This window comes from Gordonia sp. 135 (assembly GCF_009720185.1).
GTDB lineage: Bacteria > Actinomycetota > Actinomycetes > Mycobacteriales > Mycobacteriaceae > Gordonia > Gordonia alkanivorans.
In genome coordinates, this window is the sequence record NZ_CP046257.1 from 710,824 (window position 1) to 729,026 (window position 18,203).

Here is an 18,203-nt window from a genome sequence, read left to right on the forward strand (position 1 = left end):
GTGTGGCGGTGGTCGTTCGCCAACGCCTTTGGAGAAACTTAATCCTTCAAATTAATTAAGGCAAGCCTCACCTGAGTGGGGCTTCAAGGCGGGTTGTACTGCGCCGCAACGGGGCCAGGCGCAGCACGATCTCGCAGTCGCCACCGGCGGGGTCGGGGGCGACGGTGACGGCATACTGCGAACTGAGCGCGGGGGAGCTGGCGGCGAGCGCCTGCTCGATGACGCCGCGGGCGACGCCGCGGGCGACCTCGGGATGCGTACGGGCGACGTCCCGCAACGGGCACGAGCAGAGCCGCAGCTCGTGAGAGCCGAAGGCGCTCATGATGTTCGAGACCTGGAATCCCAGCGCGCCGAGAGTCTCCGCGGCGACGGTCACCGGGTCGGGCAGATCGGTCGCCGACACCGGGCGCGCATGCTCCTCGGCCCAGAGGCGACCGGCCTCGGCTCCGGCATGTTCACGCGTGGCCTGCGTGCTGCCCAACTGGCCCAGGAGATGGCCCAGGAGTGCACCGGTGGGCGCCTGGCGGACCACCTGATAGCCGACGCGGGGGCGGCCGACGCCCGGCGTCGGAACGGTCGTGGTCTCGACCCGCCCCTCCTCGATCAGCTTGGCGAGGTGGAACCGGGCCGTGGTCACGTGCAGGTCGAGGCGCGTCGAGACCTCTCCGGCGACCATCGGTTCGACCGATTCGGACAGCAGGGCGATGATCTTGTCGCGCTGCTTGGCCGCCATGGTTGGTCCTCTCGATCTCGACGCGCCCCACGCCTGCTCTCAGTCCCCGGAGGGTTGCTCTCCGGTGGGATTCTCCAACACGACCAGTGTGACGACCGCATCGGTCCGCGCTTCGAGCGCATGCGGGATGTTGGCGTTCACGTGGATCGCGACGCCCGCCTCGAGGCGGGTGGTGGTCTCCCCGACGGTGAAGTCGATCTCGCCGGTCTGGCCGATGACCAGTATCGGCCGGCCGGCGCGATGGTCGGGCATCGTCTGCCCGGACAGGAACGACAGGCGGATGACGTTGCCGCCGTCGTTGCGGGAGAGAACGGAGATGTCGGGCCGGTCGCCCGCCTTGCCGGTGTTCTCGGTCAGGCCGGTGATCACGGTCGAGTCGCTCATTTCGTGGTCTCCGGCTTGGTCGCGATGACCTCGATGGCGGCCATGTGCGACTTGTACTTGGTGAACGTCGAACGCATGGCGAGGACGCGCTTGCGTGCATCGCCGTCGCGGATCACGTTGCCGACGAACTTCAGTGCGCCGAGGAGTCCCTCGTCGGCGATCACGCGACGCGGCTCGAGCAGCGCCATCTTGGCGAACTTGACCGTGGTGACCTCGAAGCCGGCGTCGGTCAGCAGCTTGCGCCACTCGGCCTCGGTCAGCGGGCGGGCGTTGACCTTGATCGATCGCGCCAGCGACTTGCGGATCTCGGTCTTCTCCTCGTCGGGGAGGGTGTCGGGATTGATCGCGAGCTCATGGATCGCGTAGCGGCCGCCGGGACGCAGCACACGGAAGGCCTCCTCGACGATCTTGGCCTTGTTTCGGTCGGACTGCATCGTCAGCATCGCCTCGCCGACGGCGACGTCGGTGCTCGCGTCGTCGAGTCCGGTGGCCGAGGCGTCGCCCGCGACGACCCGACCGCGCTCACCGATGACGCCCTTGGTGAGGACGACGGCGCCCGGGTCGTCGTCGACGCCGACGTAGCTCTTCGGCGAACGCTCGAGGATCGCGGTGGCCGTCTTGCCCAGGCCGGGGGCGATCTCGAGGACGTCGGCGCCGCTGATGCGGGCGTCGTCGAGCAGGCTCTCGGTGAGTTCGAGTCCGCCCGGCCGCAGGACTCGTTTGCCGAGTCGGGCGAGGAGCCAGTGGCCCGGCATGTCCGCGGTCTTGCGCTGGCCGAACGGCAGCAGATCCCCGGACGTAGTTTCGTTAGTCATACCTAACCTCCCTATTTCGAGGAGGACTTTACTGTAAATCCCCTGAAGTGCTCATGGACCCCGGTTTCACGGCCAGCACGTACTGTCCGTGGCCGGTGATCGTCTGCTCGATGCCCACCGCGCCCGCGGCGCGCAGGCGGTCGGTGATCGTGTCCTCGTCGAAGATGCGGAAGCCGGTCAGTCCGACGACCCGCTGGACGCCCGGAAGGGAGGTCACCACGGTCGCGACGGAGGTGAAGATGACGATCTCGCCGCCCGGCCTGGTGACCCGCACCAGTTCGTCGACGACGGGGAGCGGGTCGGGGATGAGATACAGGGCGGCCAGGCAGGTGACGACGTCGAAGGTGTTGTCCTCGAACGGGATCGAGTGGGCGTCGGCGCGGAGGAAGGCGGCGCGGTCGACGGCGTTGGTGCGGGCCGCGCGGGCGAGCATCGGGGCGGAGAAGTCGATCCCGATGCAGCGCCCGTCGCCGGTCAGGCCGTCGGCGATGAGTCGCGTGTAATTGCCTGGGCCGCAGGCCACGTCGAGGACGAGTCGGTCACCGGGGCGGGACAGGTAGGCCCGGAGTGCACGGTCGTAGTCCTCGGTGGCACGCCCACCGAGACTGAACAACCTCGTGAACGTCGGTCGCCAGAGGTTCTCGTAGATCTCGGCGAACGCGGCGTTGCGCATCAGGCGCTGGCTGATCGACTCCATCGCTCATCCCTCGTCAGGGGTGACCGTCAGGTGTGATGATCGCGCTGGATGCGGAGCGTGTGGATCGTCGTGGCCAGGCTGTCGTACTGGCCTACGAGCAGGGTGAACTCGATCAGGCGGCGATTGTCGAGATGCCGCGCCAAAGCGGCCCAGGCGATGTCGGAGACGTCCTTGGTGTCGACCAGTTCGTCGACCGCGCGGAGGATGGCCCGCTCGCGGTCGCCCCACCCGGCGTCGGGGTCGGAGAGGATGCGCTCGAACTCGGCGTCATCGATACCGGCCCGGCGCCCCAACCGGCGGTGATGGTCGAGTTCGTAGTCGCAGCCGCGGAGATGGGCCACCCGGATGATGATCATCTCGGAGTCCTTGCGCGGCAATGTCCCGAAGGGCATCAACCGGCCGCTGTAATGCAGCCAGCCGCGGAACAGTCCCTTCGCCCGGCCGAGCGTGGAGAAGATGTGGGCGTCGTCTACTCCGATGACCCGTGCAGCCCCACGCGCGAAGACGAAATTGAAGGGTCCGAGATCTCGGAGACCACCCGGTGTGACTCGCGGTGCGCTCATGGGGCCACGGTAGACTACGGCCACTATGACGAACAGCACACGGACGTTCACCAGTGTCGAGGAACTCAAGGCCGCGATCGGCGAAGACCTCGGATCGGGCGAGTGGCTGGAGATCACGCAGGAGCGGATCGATGCATTCGCCGACGCCACCGGTGACCACCAGTGGATCCACACCGATCCCGAGCGCGCGAAGTCGGGTCCGTTCGGCACCACGATCGCCCACGGCTACCTCACCGTGTCGCTGTTGCCGATGCTCGCCGGCCAGATCTTCACGATCGACGGCCCCAAACTGGTCCTCAACTACGGCATGAACAAACTGCGCTTCCCGAACCCGGTGAAGGTCGGCGCCCGCATCCGCTCCAACGCGGTGATCACCTCGATCGAGGAGACCCCCAAGGGCGTCAACATGGTCGTGACGAACACGGTCGAGATCGAGGGCGAGTCCAAGCCCGCATGCGTCGCCGAGAACCTGCGCGTCCTCGTCTACTGATCCACTCCCGACCCGTCACGCGGCGCTCGGCCTCACCCGGCCGGGCGCCGCGTGCATTCGTTCGGGGCCGGGCGGCCGGCGAGCCGCTCGTTCAGCCATTCCAGCGCGACCGGGAAACCCAGGATCGCGCCGGTGAGGTGTTCGCCGAAGATCTCCCGGTAGGCGGCGGTGGCGCCGTATCCGCACTGCTGCCGGTACAGCGCACGTGCGCCCGCCGCGGGAATCCACCACTCGTGGGTGCCGTGGTAGATCAGCAAGGGCACCACCGATTTCCGGTCGGCCATCGCGGTGAGCCGGTAGATGCGCTCGGCGACGGGCGAGTGGAACGGATCGGGGTCATTCGACATCAGCTGCATCGGCATGAAGGTCCCGCCGCCCAGTGCTTCGGGGATGACGCAGACGTTCTTCAACGGTGACGTGGCCAGCCACCGCGCGGGGCGATTGGCGAGCGCGAGGATCTCGGTGCGTTCGCGGGCGATGCCGAAGGTCGCCGCGTGGAACAGCCCGGAGGCCAGATTCGCGTTCATGCTGCCGACGAGCATCCGGAAATCCGCGGGCACCCCGCCGAGGGCGGCGCCGACGATCCGGTCGGACAGTTCGGGTGCGTACTCGCCGACCAGCTTCGACGCCCCGTGCGTCGCGATCGCCCCACCCGAGTAGCCTGTCATCGCGATCCTGCTGTGCCGCAGCGTTTCCGGGCGCACTGACAGTCCGGCTCGGATCGCATCGAGAACGACGTGCCCGGCGAGCACGGGCTCGGCGTACGCCATCCGCGGCCCCTGGTGGTCGGGGACGAGGACTGCGTGACCGTCGTTCAGGGCGAGCTGGGTGGTCGGCGGGATCAGGTCGGTGAGGTTCGTCGCGATCGAGAAGCCGTGCGCCAGAGTGTATCCGGGTGTGCAGGCGGCGCCGAGCGAGTCGATGGGGAGGTTGTTGACCAGCAGGGGGCGGGGTCCGCGGGTCGGCCGGTTGGGGATGAGCAGTGTCGCGGTGCCGAAGATCGGGGCGCCGGTCGCGTCGGTGGTGGCGAACTTGATCAGGGTGGCCGACCGGAGGGGAACGGTGACGACCGGGCCCGCGGTGGCGGTGACGTCGCGGACCGCGATGACCTGCCCCGGCCGCAGCGCCGGCAGATCCGCGGGCCAACGGTCGAACAGCGGATCCCCGGTGGGCGAAGGGAGCAGAGCCTCCCGCAACTCCAGTGTGCGGTGGTCGAATCCGGCTGCCCGTGCCCGTGGTGGTATGTCCCGCAGGCGCGGGATCGGAGGAGGTGGCACGGCCGCGTCGAGTGCATCGGCCACCGGCGGCGGGACCGGCATCATGTTCGGTGGTTCGCCGGCGGCGTACCCCGGTGCAACAGCACACCACGCAGCCACCAACCCGGCGGCGATCCCCACGATCAGCGCCCGGCGACCGTTCCGGTGTCGTCGACCGTTCGCGGTTGTCGCCATCGGGTGCCTCCGCAGCGTGTGAGTGCATCGTCGTCTCACTGCGGTCGACACTAGGACGAGCGACCAGGTGTCGATGTCCGGCGCCCCGATGGTCGTTTCTTCGAGATCGAACCGTGATCCACAATGAGCCGGACGATCGGATTTTCCGGCGTGAACAAGGGTGTGTCCTGCCGAAGTCCGTGCGGCCGTTTAGCATGACGGAATCCGGACCGGAGGAGCGAGTCGGGCTGACCATCGGGGGTGAGCTGACCCGGAATCGCCCGCATGACAGGAGTGTTGGTGATGCGTTCGATGGGCAGGTGGCGACCACGGACGCTGCGCGCGTTGGTGATCGTCGGCGTCGCCACGGCCACGCTGGTCTCCGGTCTCGGGGAGTGGGGACGGGCGCCGTGGCGAGTGCCGAGCCCCCGAACCTGACCGCCATCCAGCCGAACATCCCGGGCGAGATCGACGCGGTGGTGCCGCCGCCCCCGATCAAGAAACTCAAGCGCATCCCGCAGCGGTCGAGGATCGAAGGCGGTTCCCGTGAGCTGCAGGAACTACGTGAGGCGGTCATGCCGTCGCCGGTGGGCGACCGATTCTTCGATCACTGGCCCGCCGACCTCGCCGGACGCAAGCCCGGCGACCTGATCGCGACCCGGGACGTGACTCCGGTGGCCGGCTTTCTCGTCACGGTGCCCTTGCGCTCGGCTCGGCAGGTCAAGTTCCGCACCACCGATGCCACCGGCGGGCCGCTGTTCGGTACGGCGACCCTGTTCGTCCCGCGAAAGCAGTGGACGGGTCCGGGGCCGCGACCGGTCGTCATCAACAACACGCCGATCGTCGCACTGGGAACCACCTGTACGCCGGGGTACACGTTCTCCCACGGGTACAACGACGACACCAACAGCACCGACCTGTTCCCCCCGCTGACGCAGTTGGCGCTCGACCGCGGATATGCGGTGATCGTGCCCGACCACACCGGCGCCCGGATGGCCTACGCCGAACCGTATGTGGGCGCTCATGTCGTCCTCGATTCCGTTCGGGCCGCCGCGAAGCTGGACCCGAAAGAGTTCGGCCGGGGTCCGATCGTCATGAACGGGTACTCCGGCGGCGCGATCGCGACCAATGCCGCCTCGAGACTCGCCTCCTCCTACGCGCCCGATCAGGCGGGACGGTTCGTCGGCGCGGCCATCGGCGGTGTGCCGGCGGACTACCGGGCCCTGGCCGGCGCGATGAACGCCAACCTGGCCTCCGGGGTCTACCACTCCGCGATGCTGGGCGTGGCTCGGGAGCGTCCCGAGATCCTGGAGATGTCGAACCACGCCGCGCGCTGGCTCGCGACGTCCCCCTTGCGCGATCTGTGTACCGGCGACATGGGCAAACTGGGTATCTCCCACATGCCCACACAGTTGCTCTCGGTCGACCCCGACCCGTTCCATACACCGGTCGCCGAGCACATCTTCGACGTCACCTCGATGTCGGGGCAGAAGGCGACGATGCCCCTGTTCATCTACCACGGGGCCTATGAATGGTGGATTCCCGCGGCCCAGGCGCGGGCACTGTTCGAGGAACAGTGCGAGCTCGGTGCGACCGCGAGCTACCGCGAGTACCCGATCGAGCACATCACCGCGGTGTTCACCTCGTTCCCGGACGTGGCCACCTGGCTCGACCGTCGACTTCAGGGAATCCCCGCCACGAACGAATGTCGCTGATCGTCACCGGGTCTCGGTGATCGCCATGTACGGCGACACCGTGGAGGAGTGCTCGTTCACGCGCAGCGTCGCACCCAGCGCCGGGAACGCACGCTGCGCACAGTTGGTGCGCTCGCAGACCCGGCAACCCGCACCGATCGGGGTCACGTGCGCCTGCGGGCCGATCTCGAGGCCGTCGGAGTAGATCACCCGGCCGGCATGGCGGAGTTCGCATCCCATGCCGATGGCGAAGGTCTTGCCGGGTTGTCCGTAACGCGCCGCCCGTCGTTCGACGGTCCGTGCGACCCAGAAGTAGTTGCGGCCGTCGGGCATCTCGGCGATCTGGGTGAGGATCTTGCCCGGCGAGGCGAATGTCTCGTAGACGTTCCACAGCGGGCAGGTGCCGCCACTGGAGGAGAAGTGGAAACCGGTGGCGGACTGACGTTTCGACATGTTCCCGGCACGGTCGACGCGCACGAACGACCAGGGGATGCCGCGCAGGTTGGGGCGTTGCAGGGTCGAGAGCCGGTGGCAGATCGTCTCGTAGGAGACCGCGTAGAACGCCGACAGTCGCTCGATGTCGTAGCGGAAATCCTCTGCGGCGCCGTGGAACTGGCTGTAAGGGAGGACGACGGCCGCGGCGAAGTAGTTCGCCAGTCCGAGCAGCGCCAGCGATCGGGCGTCCTCGCTGGTGAAGTTGCCCTGGTCGACGAGTTCGTCGAGCAGGTCGTGGTACTCGAGGTAGCAGAGCTCGCTGGCGAGTTTGAAGGTTCGCTGTCCGGCGGAGAGGGCGGCGGAGAACTCGAGCCTGCGCTCCTCGGCGTTCAGGCGATGCAGGGTGTAGTCGCCGAGGTCGACGCGGCGCACGATGCTGATCCCGTGCACGTTCTCGATGCGGTTCATGATCTCGCGCCGGATGTCCGCGGAGTGCATGCGCATCCGGTTCGTCATCTCCTCGGCGGCGATGTCGAGCTCGTGGATGTAGTTGCGGCGCTGATAGAAGTAGTCGCGCACCTCCTCGTGCGGCGCACTGATCGTGCCGCGCATGCTGCGGTCGCCGCGTTCGTCGGTGGCCGCGGCGAGCTGGTCGGTCGCGATCCGGTAGCGCCGGTGGAGGTTGACCATCGCCTGCGCGATCTCCGGATGTGCAGCGACCATCGTGCTGATCTGCGAGGCGTCATGCGCGCCCGGCGCGGCCTCGATGTCGTCGTCGAGCAGCACCTCACGCAGTTCGGCGACGAGTCGGAGGTCGTCCTGGGAGTCGAAGAACCCGGCGTCCACGCCGAACGCCTCGGTGATCTTGCGCAGCACCGAGGTCGTGAGCGGTCGGGCGTCGTGCTCGATCTGGTTGAGATACGACGCGGAGATCGACAGCGTCTGTGCGAGGGCCACCTGCGACAGTCCGCGCTCGGAGCGCAACTGGCGCAGCCGAGATCCGACGTAGGTCCTGCTCACTCGTCACCTCCGGAACAGGGGATGCCAGATCGATGATCCCCTTCAGGGTACGGTGGCCGCGTGCGCTCACCCCACGGCCGACTCCGCACCCCGATGCGGGTGACGGCCGCGACGTTCGTGCTGGTGACCGGGATGATCGCGAGCGTCGGGTGCTCGACCGGGTCGGCCGGGGCGCCTGCGCCGCGCACACCGTCCGACCTGCTGCTCCCGACATCCGACCTGCCGCCGGGATTCGCCGCCGAGGCGCTGTCCGTCAGCGACCTGGTCGCCGGGAACCGGGCGGGTATCGACGCCGCGCGCACCACCCGCGTCACCCCTGAGTACTGCGTCCCGACCGCCGACGCGGACCTCAACGGAGAGCTGACCGCGGACAACTCGGCGGTCCTCGCCGGTCGAGGTGGCAGCGGGGTGCTCGTCGAGCTGGTCACGAAGGCGCGGCGCGACATCGACGCGGACCGGCTCGCCACCACCGGACGCTGTGCGCGCACGACCACCGAGATCACCACCGGTAACCTCGCCGGCAGTCGCGTCGTCACCGAGTACACCGAGATCGCGCCACCCGAGATCGACGGCGGGCTCGGTGCAGGCGAGCAGATGCTGCTGACGCGGTCCGAGGTCACCACCACGCTTCCCGACGGCGGGGTCCGACGCCAGGTCGGCTTCGCCGGATACGCCGCCCTGGACCGACCGGCGTCGGGTCCGGTCACCGTCCAGCTGACGGTGTCGGGCGCTGCGACCCCGGCCGCCGATCCGCCCACGGACCCGACCGAACCGGTCGACTCCGCTGCCATGGCGGAGCTCTTCGGCGACGCGATCGGCCGCGTCACCGTCCCCTGATCGAGCCCCTCGAAGGGCTCATCCGGCCGTCTGCGCGGTGTGAATGTCGTCACTCCGTGCCCGGTCTGCGCCGAGCGCGGTCTCCTCGATACCTCGCATCGCGGCCGGGGAGTGTGCTGTACTCCTGAGTAGGAAATCCCAGTACGCGCGTACTTTTTTCGACGGACCGCGGGGGTTTTCACACGACAAGATTTGCAGAATTTGCAAACCCTCGTCAAAAAATAACCCGGATTTGCACTCGCTGAGGGTTGGACCTGCGGGTTTGTCCTGTGGCACCCTTGCTGCAGGCACCACAGACGGAAGCCCAAGAGTTCGCAAATCCGGCCGACACCGCCGCCGGACGCGCGAGTGTAAAGCTCTCGGGGTTCACGAGGGATGCCGGTCAGCACTCCAGGCCTCGGCGGCGCGCCGGGCCGGTCGCCCCGATCCGACCCGGTCGGGACGAGCAGGACAACGAAAGCGAAGTAGCCAATGAGCAACGTCGGAAAGCCCCGCACCGCCGCGGAGATCCAGCAGGACTGGGACACCAACCCCCGCTGGAAGGGCATCAAGCGCGACTACACCGCCGAGCAGGTCGCTCAGCTCCAGGGTTCGGTCGTCGAGGAGCACACCCTCGCCCGCCGTGGCGCCGAGATCCTGTGGGACGGCGTGACCAAGGGTGACGGTTCCTACATCAACGCTCTCGGCGCCCTCACCGGCAACCAGGCCGTGCAGCAGGTCCGCGCCGGCCTGAAGGCCGTGTACCTGTCGGGTTGGCAGGTCGCCGGTGACGCCAACCTGTCCGGCCACACCTACCCCGACCAGTCGCTGTACCCGGCGAACTCGGTTCCCAACGTTGTTCGTCGCATCAACAACGCGCTGCTCCGCGCCGACGAGATCGCCCGCGTCGAGGGTGACGACTCGGTCGACAACTGGGTCGTGCCGATCGTCGCCGATGGTGAGGCCGGCTTCGGTGGCGCTCTCAACGTCTACGAGCTCCAGAAGGCCATGATCGCCGCGGGTGCTGCCGGTACCCACTGGGAGGATCAGCTCGCCTCGGAGAAGAAGTGCGGCCACCTCGGTGGCAAGGTGCTCATCCCGACCCAGCAGCACATCCGCACCCTGAACTCGGCCCGCCTGGCCGCCGACGTCGCCGGTGTCCCCACCGTCGTCATCGCGCGTACCGACGCCGAGGCCGCGACCCTCATCACCTCCGATGTGGACGACCGCGACAAGCAGTTCGTCACCGGTGAGCGCACCGCCGAGGGCTACTACCACGTGAAGAACGGCATCGAGCCGTGCATCGAGCGTGCGAAGTCCTACGCTCCGTACGCCGACATGATCTGGATGGAGACCGGTACCCCGGATCTCGAGCTGGCTCGCAAGTTCGCCGAGGCCGTCAAGGCCGAGTACCCCGACCAGCTGCTGTCCTACAACTGCAGCCCGTCGTTCAACTGGAGCAAGCACCTCGACGACAGCACCATCGCCAAGTTCCAGAACGAGCTGGGCGCCATGGGCTTCACCTTCCAGTTCATCACCCTGGCCGGCTTCCACTCGCTCAACTACGGCATGTTCGACCTTGCCTACGGTTACGCCCGCGAGCAGATGACCGCCTTCGTCGACCTGCAGAACCGCGAGTTCAAGGCAGCCGACGAGCGTGGCTTCACCGCCGTCAAGCACCAGCGTGAGGTCGGCGCCGGGTACTTCGACAGCATCGCCACCACCGTCGACCCGAACACCTCGACCGCAGCTCTCAAGGGCTCGACCGAAGAGGGCCAGTTCCACTAGGAGCTATTCCGCCTGCCCGGAACTTTGGCGAACCCCTTCAGGCGGTCCGCGGCTTTCGCTGCGGGCCGCCTGCTGGCGTATCAAGGGCTTTGGTCGTACCCCGGGAGTTACCCGTGTTCTTACGAGATCAGTTGTCACATAGGCGTTTCCCGGAGGATCTGACATGACAAGCCAGAAGATCACCCGAGTCGGCATCGTCGGAGCCGGACAGATGGGCGCCGGGATCGCCGAGGTGTGTGCCCGGGCCCAAGCCGACGTACTGGTCTACGAATCCACCCGCGATCTCCTCTCCGCGGGGCGCGCCCGCATCCTGAGTTCGCTCGATCGGGGAGTGTCGAGCGGCAAACTGACCGAACGCGAACGCGACCAGGTGGCCGACCGACTCACCTTCACCTCGGATTTGAACGACTTCGCCGACCGTCAGCTGGTCTGCGAGGCCGTCGTCGAGGACGAGGCCGTCAAGACCGCGATCTTCACCGACCTCGACAAGATCGTCGACGATCCGCACGCGGTCCTCGCGTCGAACACATCCTCCATCGCGATCATGAAGCTGGCCACGGCGACTCAGAGCGCCGCCCGCGTGATCGGCCTCCACTTCTTCAATCCCGTACCCGTGCTCCCTCTGGTCGAGCTCGTCACCACGCCGGTGACCGCTCCCGAGGTGACCGCGCGGGCCGAAACCTTTGCGCACGACGTCCTCGGCAAGCAGGTGATCCGTTCCGCCGACCGCTCGGGCTTCGTCGTCAACGCCCTGCTCGTTCCCTATCTGCTCTCCGCGATCCGCATGGTGGAGAGCAGATTCTCGACGGTCGAGGACATCGACAGGGCCATGATGCTCGGTTGCGCCCATCCGATGGGGCCGCTGAAGCTCGCCGACCTGGTGGGTCTCGACACCGTCAAGGCCATTGCCGACAAGATGCACGAGGAGTTCGACGAGCCGCTCTACGCGCCGCCCCCGCTGCTGGTGCAGATGGTCACCTCGGGCCGTCTCGGCAAGAAGGCCGGTCACGGCTTCTATGAGTACGAGCGGGTTCTCGCCGGCAAAAGGTGAGCTGAGACACAGGTGTTAGCAGAATGCTTGCATTTGCTAGCACGGCGTGGATACTGGACTTCGGAAACACCAATACCGATGGCGCCGCGGTTCCCTAATCTCGCGCGGTGACGAGCCGGAAGATCATGGCGGCTTGCGACACCGGACATCGGGTCGAACCGACGACAAACCGACATGCGCCCGGCAATGATGCCGAGATCGGCGAGACCGCATGTGCTGCAGCGCGATTGGTGCCAACAGAAGGAGTCACTCGTGACCACCACCCGTAACTACGCCCCCCTCTACGCCGCAGTCGGCGCCGGTGACTATGCCTTCACGCAGGTCACCGAGAAGCTCACCGAGCTCCGTGAGCGCACCGAGGCCGCCGCCGAGACCGCCCAGACGCGTCTCGAGGCTCGCTACACCGAGACCAAGGCCCTCATCACCGACCTGCCCGAGACGGCTCAGAGCCGCTTCGATGAGGCCAAGACCCGCATCGAGTCGCTCTCCGAGGAAGTTCCCACCGAGATCGACGAACTCCGCGGCAAGCTGACCGCCGACGAGCTCAAGAAGCTGGCCGACCCGTACGTCGAGAAGGCCACCGACTTCTACAACACGCTCGCCGAGCGTGGCGAGGCCACCCTCGAGCGCCTGCGCAAGAAGCCGGTCGTCCAGGAGAACCTGTCCCGTGTGGAGAAGGTCTACAACGACGCGGTCGACATCACCGAAGACGCCCTCGGCGTCGTGTCCTCGCAGACCCGCCTCGTCGGTGAGCGCGCCGCCAAGCTGGCCGGTCGCGTGAGCGAAGAGGTCGAGGACGTCGCCGTCGCCATCGAAGAGATCGGCGGCGACATCAAGGAGCAGGCCGACGACGCGGCCAAGGAGATCGACGGCGCCGCAGGCACTGTCGAGGCCAAGGCCCGCACCGCCCAGGCATCGCCGGCCAAGAAGGTCGCCGAGGCCAAGGACGAGTCGGTTCCCCCGGTGAAGAAGGTCCCGGCCAAGAAGTCGCCCGCCAAGAAGGCTCCGGCCAAGAAGGCGACCACCGCGAAGTAAGCACTCGCGCAAGTCACTACGACGCCCCCGCTGTCCGGCGGGGGCGTCGTCGTGTGTGCGCTCGGGTGTTTCCCCCGCGCGGGCTGGATTCCTTCCCGCGGGGAGGACTACCTCCCGCGGGCGCCAGCCGATAAGCGCGAGGGAATCGGGCCGGCGGCAAGGAAACAGTCACGCGGGAATGGTCCTCGACGACAGCAGCTTCAGACTTTCCAGCCACGGACGAAGCATCCCCACCACCGCACCCTTCTTGAGATCCGTCCACGTCCATCGGACGACGATGGCACCGAGAGCGCGCAGGTCATCCTCACGACGCTTCTCCCGCATCACGGCATCTTCGACGGTGGTTCCGGGTTTGCGCAGCCGGCCGTACTTGACCATCCCGTCGAACTCGCCGATGAGCCGCTCGTCCCAGTCGAAGTCCGAATAGTAGGTGCCGCGACGGCCGCGGAACTCGTGCTGGAGTCTCGGTATCGGCAACCCCGCCTCGATCATCTGCGCGCGACTCCAGGATTCGGCCACGTTCTCGGACAGGGGGTCGGCGAGTCGCAACGCCCGTCGGGCGGTGCGGACACCTCGGCGTCGACGATCCGCCAGGGTATGTGCGAGCTTTTCGGCGTTCGCGCCGGTACGCAGGGCCTGATCGAATGCGGCCAGCGACTGGGCGAAAGTGCCGCTCGTTGCGACATCGACCGCGGTGCGTTCGAGGGTCGTGACCAGCATGCCGTCGACCTCGACGATGTCGTCGTCACCGAATGGTGCTGCGTGGACGTGGCGGTGCCCCTGGATGAATCCACCCGACTTCTTCCCGTTCACGACGTGCACGGACTCGATGTCCGGTTTGAGGAGTGGGAGTCCGTGGACGGCGGCAGCCGACGCATGACTCAGCGGCATTGCCTGCGCACCGGCGTCGCAGTTGGTCGCAACCGCGATCGCTTTGAACCGGTGTAACCGTTGGGCGCCCTCATGTCCGACGAACTGTGTCGATGCCGGTACGAACACGCCTGGCACGAGACGTATGAGTTCGCGGCGGCGGACGGCGGCCGCGAGCTCGTTGTCGGAGATCGCGGCGTCGAGCGCTGCGGCTCTCCTGACGAGACCGTACTGATCGATTGGGAAGGCCATCATCCTTCTTTGACGCACCGAAACGCATTTCGGCTCCCACCGATCTCATCGCCTTCCCGCCGCGTGTCCGTTTCCCTCCCGCCGTACCCCTGCCCTCCCGCTTATCGGCTGGCGCCCGCGCAAAGGAACTCCTCCCGCGGCGACGAAGCGCTCACGCGGGAGTGGCTCTTTTCGCGACGTTCAGTCGCTGGCGGCGAGCCGCTTCTTCTCGGCCTCGACGTCGAAATCCGCTTTCGGCCAGTCGAGATCGAGGCCGGCGAGTGCGGTGGTGAGCAGCTCGCAGACAGCGAGGCGGGCGAACCACTTCCGGTTCGCGGGGATCACGAACCAGGGTGCCGAGTCCTTGTCGGTCAGGTCGAAAACGTCCTGGTAGGCCTCGAGGTAGGCGTCCCAGTGGGCGCGCTCGTCGATGTCACCCGGGTTGAACTTCCAGTACTTGTCCGGACGGTCGAGACGTTCGGCGAGACGTGCCTTCTGCTCGTCCTTGGACACCACCAGGCAGCACTTGATGATCGTGGTGCCGTTGGCGACCAGTTCGGACTCGAACTGGTTGATGAGATCGTAGCGCTTCTCCCACTCCGACTTCGGGACGAGGTTGTGTACCCGTACGGGCAGGACGTCCTCGTAGTGCGACCGGTCGAAGATCCCGATCCGGCCGGCGGGCGGGAGCGCCTTGTTGATGCGCCACAGGAAGTCGTGCTGCAACTCTTCCGGCGTCGGCTTCCCGAATCCCTTGATGGACAACCCCTGTGGGTCGAGGAGACCTCCCACGTGCCGGACGATGCCGCCCTTGCCCGCGGTGTCCATGCCCTGCAGGACCAGCAGTACCGACCGGTGGTCGCCGGCACGGCCGTTGGCGTACAGCAACTCCTGGAGGCCGGCCAGCTCCTCACCGCGTTTCACGAGAAGCTCTGCGCCGGAGATCTTGTCACCGTCGAACCCGGGCGTCGATCCGGGGTCGAAGGAGGCGATCGGCCCGACCGCACCTGCGCGGAGGGCTCCGGCGGCGGGAATGGACCAACCGTTCCTCATGACTCGTCCTCTCGTGGCTCCACTGCTTGATCGGTCTCGATCGCCGGCGGGAACAGCGGCCCGCCGCCGAATGCGCCGCGATGCGAATCCGGTGGTGTGCCATCGTTGTTGACGATCCCGTAGCGGGCGCCCAGTTCGGCGGTGACGAGGGTGTGGCCGCTGTGCGCGGCGAGGTCGGGGTCCTGCGCGAGGCGGGAGATCACGCGACCCACGAACTCCGGGTCCTCGGCTCGTTGCAGCGAGAAACCGGCGAACTCGTCGAGGCCGAGCGACAGCAGTAGCTCGGTGCGGATCAGGCCCAGCCACAACGAGATCGCGCTGACCCCGGTGCCCTTCAGCTCGACGGCCATGTCCGCGGCCATCTTGTCCAGCGCCGTCTTGCTCATCCCGTACAGCACCGAATGCAGATGGCCGCGGGAACCGAACGACGAGATGTTCGTGATCAGACCCCGACCGGCCTCGGTCATCAGCTGCGCCGCATGCACCGAGGCCACGTAGTGGGCACGCAGACCCACGCCGATCAGGGTGTCCCAGTCGTCGACCGGGCGCTTCCAGAACGGGTCCGAGAACCCGCCGAATCCCTTCGGCGCCGCCCACGCGTTGTTGACGAGGAGGTCGAGTTGCCCACTGGAAGAGGCGATCTCGTCGAACACCGCGGCCACCGCGGCGTCGTCGGTGTGGTCGCACGCAAGGGCGATGGCGCCCTCCGGTCCGGTGCCGTGACGTGAGGTGACGTAGGTGGTCCAGCCGTCGTCGACGAGCGAACGGGCGACGCCCTGGCCGACGCCCCGGCTACCGCCGGTCACCAGCGCGACCCGGCTCATGAGCCGCCTGTCGCGTCGGACGGCGCCTCGCGTGCTGGTTCGGTCAGCGGCGGGGGAGAGGCGAGGAAGGCCTCGCGCGAGCCGTCGACGGCGGCGACGCCCACGACCGCGCTCCACACCATCATCGTCAGGTAGTCGACGACCTGGTCGGCGTCGAGCGTGCGGCTGGTCATCCACCAGTCGACGACGTGCTGGATACCGCCGACGAGAGCGTGCGACCACAGCTCGGCGCCGGTGGTGTCCGCGCCGCGCTCGGTCATGCGCATCACGATGCTGCTCATGACCAGCTGCGACACCAGGCGTACCGAGTCGGCGGGAGCCGGCGACGAGGTCGGCGAGCTGGCGAGTGCGAAGCGGTACAGGTTGGGTTCGTCGTCGACCGCGTGGACGTACACACCGATGATCGTGTGGGTGAGCGTGTACTCGTCGACGTCGTCGGAGAGCGCCTCCGTCAGTCGCGGCCAGATCGTGTTCTCGAAGAAGCGCACGGTGGTCGCGACCCCGAGGTCGCTCTTGTCGGTGAAGTACCGGTAGAGAACGGTCTTGGAGACACCGATGTGGGCGGCGATCTCGTCCATCCCGACGTCGGCGCCGAGCTCGCGGACAGCGGTGATGACGCCGTCGGTCAGCTCGGTGCGTCGGGCGAGCTTGTGCTTCTCCCAGCGCTGCTTGCGGCCGTCCGGTTTGGCGCCGGTCTCGGTGACCGTGGTCAGAACCTGTTCGAGGCCGCGCGTCACGTTGGCCGCAGCCGCCATCGCTGCACGCGCAGCAGCTGCGGGATTGGGGCGGTTGGCCATCACGACGCCAGCGTAGTCGGTTGATGGGTGACACTGGTGCCATGGCATCGAGAGTGATCGAAGGAGTCGCCGGGCAGCCCGAGGGCAAGCCCGATGCGCCGTCCGCCCCTGGATTCGGAGGGGACAGCGCCGGGGATGCCGGCCGACGCAGGGATCTCCGCAGGATGAAGGCGGTCGCGACCGGCTTCCTGGTCTTCGCGGCGGTGGTCTACCTCTTCACCCGCTACCTCGAGCACCGCGACGGCGCCGACGTCGCCGCGTGGGTCGGCTATGTGCAGGCCGCATCCGAGGCCGGCATGGTCGGCGCGCTGGCCGACTGGTTCGCGGTGACGGCTCTCTTCCGGCATCCGCTGGGTATCCCGATCCCGCACACCGCCCTGATCCGCAAGAAGAAGGACGACATCGGCGACCAGCTGGGCGGCTTCATCGAAGAGAACTTCATGACGCCCGAGGTCGTCGTCTACCGCGCACAGCAGATCGATCTGCCGCGACGGTTGTCGACGTGGGTCGCCGATCCGCGCAACGCGCCGCGGATCTCCGGCGAAGCGGCGCGCGCGATCCAGCTCGCGTCGGAGATGCTCCGCGACGAGGACGTCGAACAGCTCATCCAGGCCGCACTGAAGTGGGTCGCCGAACCCCAGTGGGCACCCCCGACGGGCCGCATCCTGGAACAGCTCATCGCCGAGGACCGCCTCGAACCGGTCTTCCAGATGCTGTGCGATCGCGCGCACGAATGGGCGATCGGCAGCCAGGACCTCATCGACCGCCTCGTCGACCGCGACGGCCCGCAGTGGACGCCGAAGTTCGTCAACACACTCGTCGGCGACAAGATCCACCGGGAGCTCGTCGAGTTCACCTACAAGGTGCGCTCCGACCCCGACCACGAATTGCGCCGGGCCATGCACGAATTCGTGGAGAAGTTCGCCGACGACCTGCAGAACGATCCCGAGATGATCGAGAAGTTCGAGGCGATCAAGATGGAACTGGTGGGTCGCGACGAGGTCACCGGCGCGGCGTCGACCGCCTGGAAGACCGGCAAGGCCGTCATCGAGCAGATGCTCGACGACCCCAACAGCACGCTGCGGAACACCCTGTCGGACTCGATCATCCAGCTCGCCACCAGGATTCGCGACGACCGTCCGCTGCAGGAGAAGATGAACGGCTGGGTCGCGCGGGTCGCGCACCACATCGCCGCGAACTACTCGCAGGAGATCATCTCGGTCATCACCGAGACCGTGCGCGGTTGGGACGCCGACGACACCAGCCGCAAGATCGAACTGCAGGTGGGACGCGATCTGCAGTTCATCCGGATCAACGGCACCGTGGTCGGTGCGCTCGCCGGCCTGGTCATCCACACGACGTCGGTGCTGATCTTCCACTGACGTCGAATCCCGGTGATCCGCCCACGATCCGACGCCCGGATTAGCTGTGTGCTTGCACGTGCTAGCAGCGACGTCGATACTCGGTAGAGATGATC

The 18,203-nt window shown here is 67.3% G+C and carries 17 protein-coding genes and 1 pseudogene; 7 read left to right on the plus strand and 11 right to left on the minus strand.

Translation table 11 applies throughout. The features are described from left to right. Positions 1-67: 67 nt before the first annotated feature. The 5 genes from GKZ92_RS03260 to GKZ92_RS03280 are packed head-to-tail and all read right to left on the minus strand — an operon-like array spanning position 68 to position 3,192. Complete coding sequence (locus GKZ92_RS03260) at positions 68-733, minus strand: helix-turn-helix transcriptional regulator (RefSeq protein WP_006358320.1); 666 nt, start codon at positions 731-733, stop codon at positions 68-70. A 39-nt stretch (positions 734-772) separates the two neighbouring features. After that, on the minus strand, positions 773-1,117 hold the full coding sequence (locus GKZ92_RS03265) for a cupin domain-containing protein (RefSeq protein ID WP_006358321.1): 345 nt from the start codon (positions 1,115-1,117) through the stop codon (positions 773-775). Next, complete coding sequence (locus GKZ92_RS03270; RefSeq protein ID WP_155224980.1) at positions 1,114-1,932, minus strand: class I SAM-dependent methyltransferase; 819 nt, start codon at positions 1,930-1,932, stop codon at positions 1,114-1,116. Before GKZ92_RS03270 ends, GKZ92_RS03265 begins: the two co-directional genes overlap by 4 nt. 28 nt (positions 1,933-1,960) lie before the next feature. Then, complete coding sequence (locus GKZ92_RS03275; RefSeq protein WP_006358323.1) at positions 1,961-2,629, minus strand: class I SAM-dependent methyltransferase; 669 nt, start codon at positions 2,627-2,629, stop codon at positions 1,961-1,963. 26 nt (positions 2,630-2,655) lie between these two features. Further along, a complete protein-coding gene (locus GKZ92_RS03280; protein WP_155224981.1) occupies positions 2,656-3,192 on the minus strand; it encodes a carboxymuconolactone decarboxylase family protein in 537 nt (178 codons plus the stop codon). Positions 3,193-3,217: 25 nt separating this feature from the next. On the opposite strand from GKZ92_RS03280, the gene GKZ92_RS03285 reads away from it, so the two are divergent. Further along, complete coding sequence (locus GKZ92_RS03285) at positions 3,218-3,682, plus strand: MaoC family dehydratase (RefSeq protein ID WP_006358325.1); 465 nt, start codon at positions 3,218-3,220, stop codon at positions 3,680-3,682. Between the two features lie 32 nt (positions 3,683-3,714). Here the strand turns inward: GKZ92_RS03285 and GKZ92_RS03290 are convergent, their stop codons facing one another. Next, positions 3,715-5,004, minus strand: coding sequence for a lipase family protein (locus tag GKZ92_RS03290; protein WP_035752127.1), 1,290 nt, complete (start codon positions 5,002-5,004; stop codon positions 3,715-3,717). Positions 5,005-5,415: 411 nt separating this feature from the next. Here GKZ92_RS03290 and GKZ92_RS03295 point away from each other — a divergent pair. Further along, positions 5,416-6,827: pseudogene (locus tag GKZ92_RS03295) on the plus strand (lipase family protein). A gap of 3 nt (positions 6,828-6,830) precedes the next feature. Here the strand turns inward: GKZ92_RS03295 and ramB are convergent. Then, the gene (gene ramB / locus GKZ92_RS03300) at positions 6,831-8,261 is read right to left on the minus strand and encodes an acetate metabolism transcriptional regulator RamB (RefSeq protein ID WP_006358329.1); all 1,431 of its coding nucleotides are present in this window, start codon (positions 8,259-8,261) and stop codon (positions 6,831-6,833) included. 93 nt (positions 8,262-8,354) lie between these two features. Here ramB and GKZ92_RS03305 point away from each other — a divergent pair, with 93 nt between their 5' ends. The 4 genes from GKZ92_RS03305 (at position 8,355) to GKZ92_RS03320 (ending at position 12,951) form a co-directional block, all read left to right on the plus strand. Then, the gene (locus GKZ92_RS03305) at positions 8,355-9,098 is read left to right on the plus strand and encodes a hypothetical protein (RefSeq protein ID WP_006358330.1); all 744 of its coding nucleotides are present in this window, start codon (positions 8,355-8,357) and stop codon (positions 9,096-9,098) included. A 471-nt stretch (positions 9,099-9,569) separates the two neighbouring features. Continuing rightward, positions 9,570-10,865 carry an isocitrate lyase gene (gene aceA / locus GKZ92_RS03310; protein ID WP_005200301.1) on the plus strand — a complete coding sequence of 432 codons (1,296 nt, stop codon included), beginning with the start codon at positions 9,570-9,572 and terminating at the stop codon, positions 10,863-10,865. 163 nt (positions 10,866-11,028) lie between these two features. Next, a complete protein-coding gene (locus GKZ92_RS03315; RefSeq protein ID WP_155224982.1) occupies positions 11,029-11,916 on the plus strand; it encodes a 3-hydroxybutyryl-CoA dehydrogenase in 888 nt (295 codons plus the stop codon). Between the two features lie 252 nt (positions 11,917-12,168). Beyond that, a complete protein-coding gene (locus GKZ92_RS03320) occupies positions 12,169-12,951 on the plus strand; it encodes a hypothetical protein (protein ID WP_006358332.1) in 783 nt (260 codons plus the stop codon). Positions 12,952-13,119: 168 nt separating this feature from the next. On the opposite strand, the gene GKZ92_RS03325 is transcribed toward GKZ92_RS03320, so the two are convergent. The 4 genes from GKZ92_RS03325 to GKZ92_RS03340 form a co-directional block, all read right to left on the minus strand. Next, the gene (locus GKZ92_RS03325; RefSeq protein ID WP_035752124.1) at positions 13,120-14,073 is read right to left on the minus strand and encodes a hypothetical protein; all 954 of its coding nucleotides are present in this window, start codon (positions 14,071-14,073) and stop codon (positions 13,120-13,122) included. A 180-nt stretch (positions 14,074-14,253) separates the two neighbouring features. Then, complete coding sequence (locus GKZ92_RS03330; protein WP_006358334.1) at positions 14,254-15,105, minus strand: polyphosphate kinase 2 family protein; 852 nt, start codon at positions 15,103-15,105, stop codon at positions 14,254-14,256. Continuing rightward, complete coding sequence (locus tag GKZ92_RS03335; protein WP_006358335.1) at positions 15,102-15,929, minus strand: SDR family NAD(P)-dependent oxidoreductase; 828 nt, start codon at positions 15,927-15,929, stop codon at positions 15,102-15,104. Before GKZ92_RS03335 ends, GKZ92_RS03330 begins: the two co-directional genes overlap by 4 nt. Then, positions 15,926-16,726 (minus strand): TetR/AcrR family transcriptional regulator, encoded by an 801-nt coding sequence (locus GKZ92_RS03340; protein WP_187346472.1) that lies wholly within the window; start codon positions 16,724-16,726, stop codon positions 15,926-15,928. The genes GKZ92_RS03335 and GKZ92_RS03340 overlap by 4 nt, the downstream gene beginning before the upstream one ends. Positions 16,727-16,767: 41 nt before the next feature. On the opposite strand from GKZ92_RS03340, the gene GKZ92_RS03345 reads away from it, so the two are divergent. After that, positions 16,768-18,108 (plus strand): DUF445 domain-containing protein, encoded by a 1,341-nt coding sequence (locus GKZ92_RS03345; RefSeq protein ID WP_006358337.1) that lies wholly within the window; start codon positions 16,768-16,770, stop codon positions 18,106-18,108. Positions 18,109-18,203: the final 95 nt, after the last annotated feature.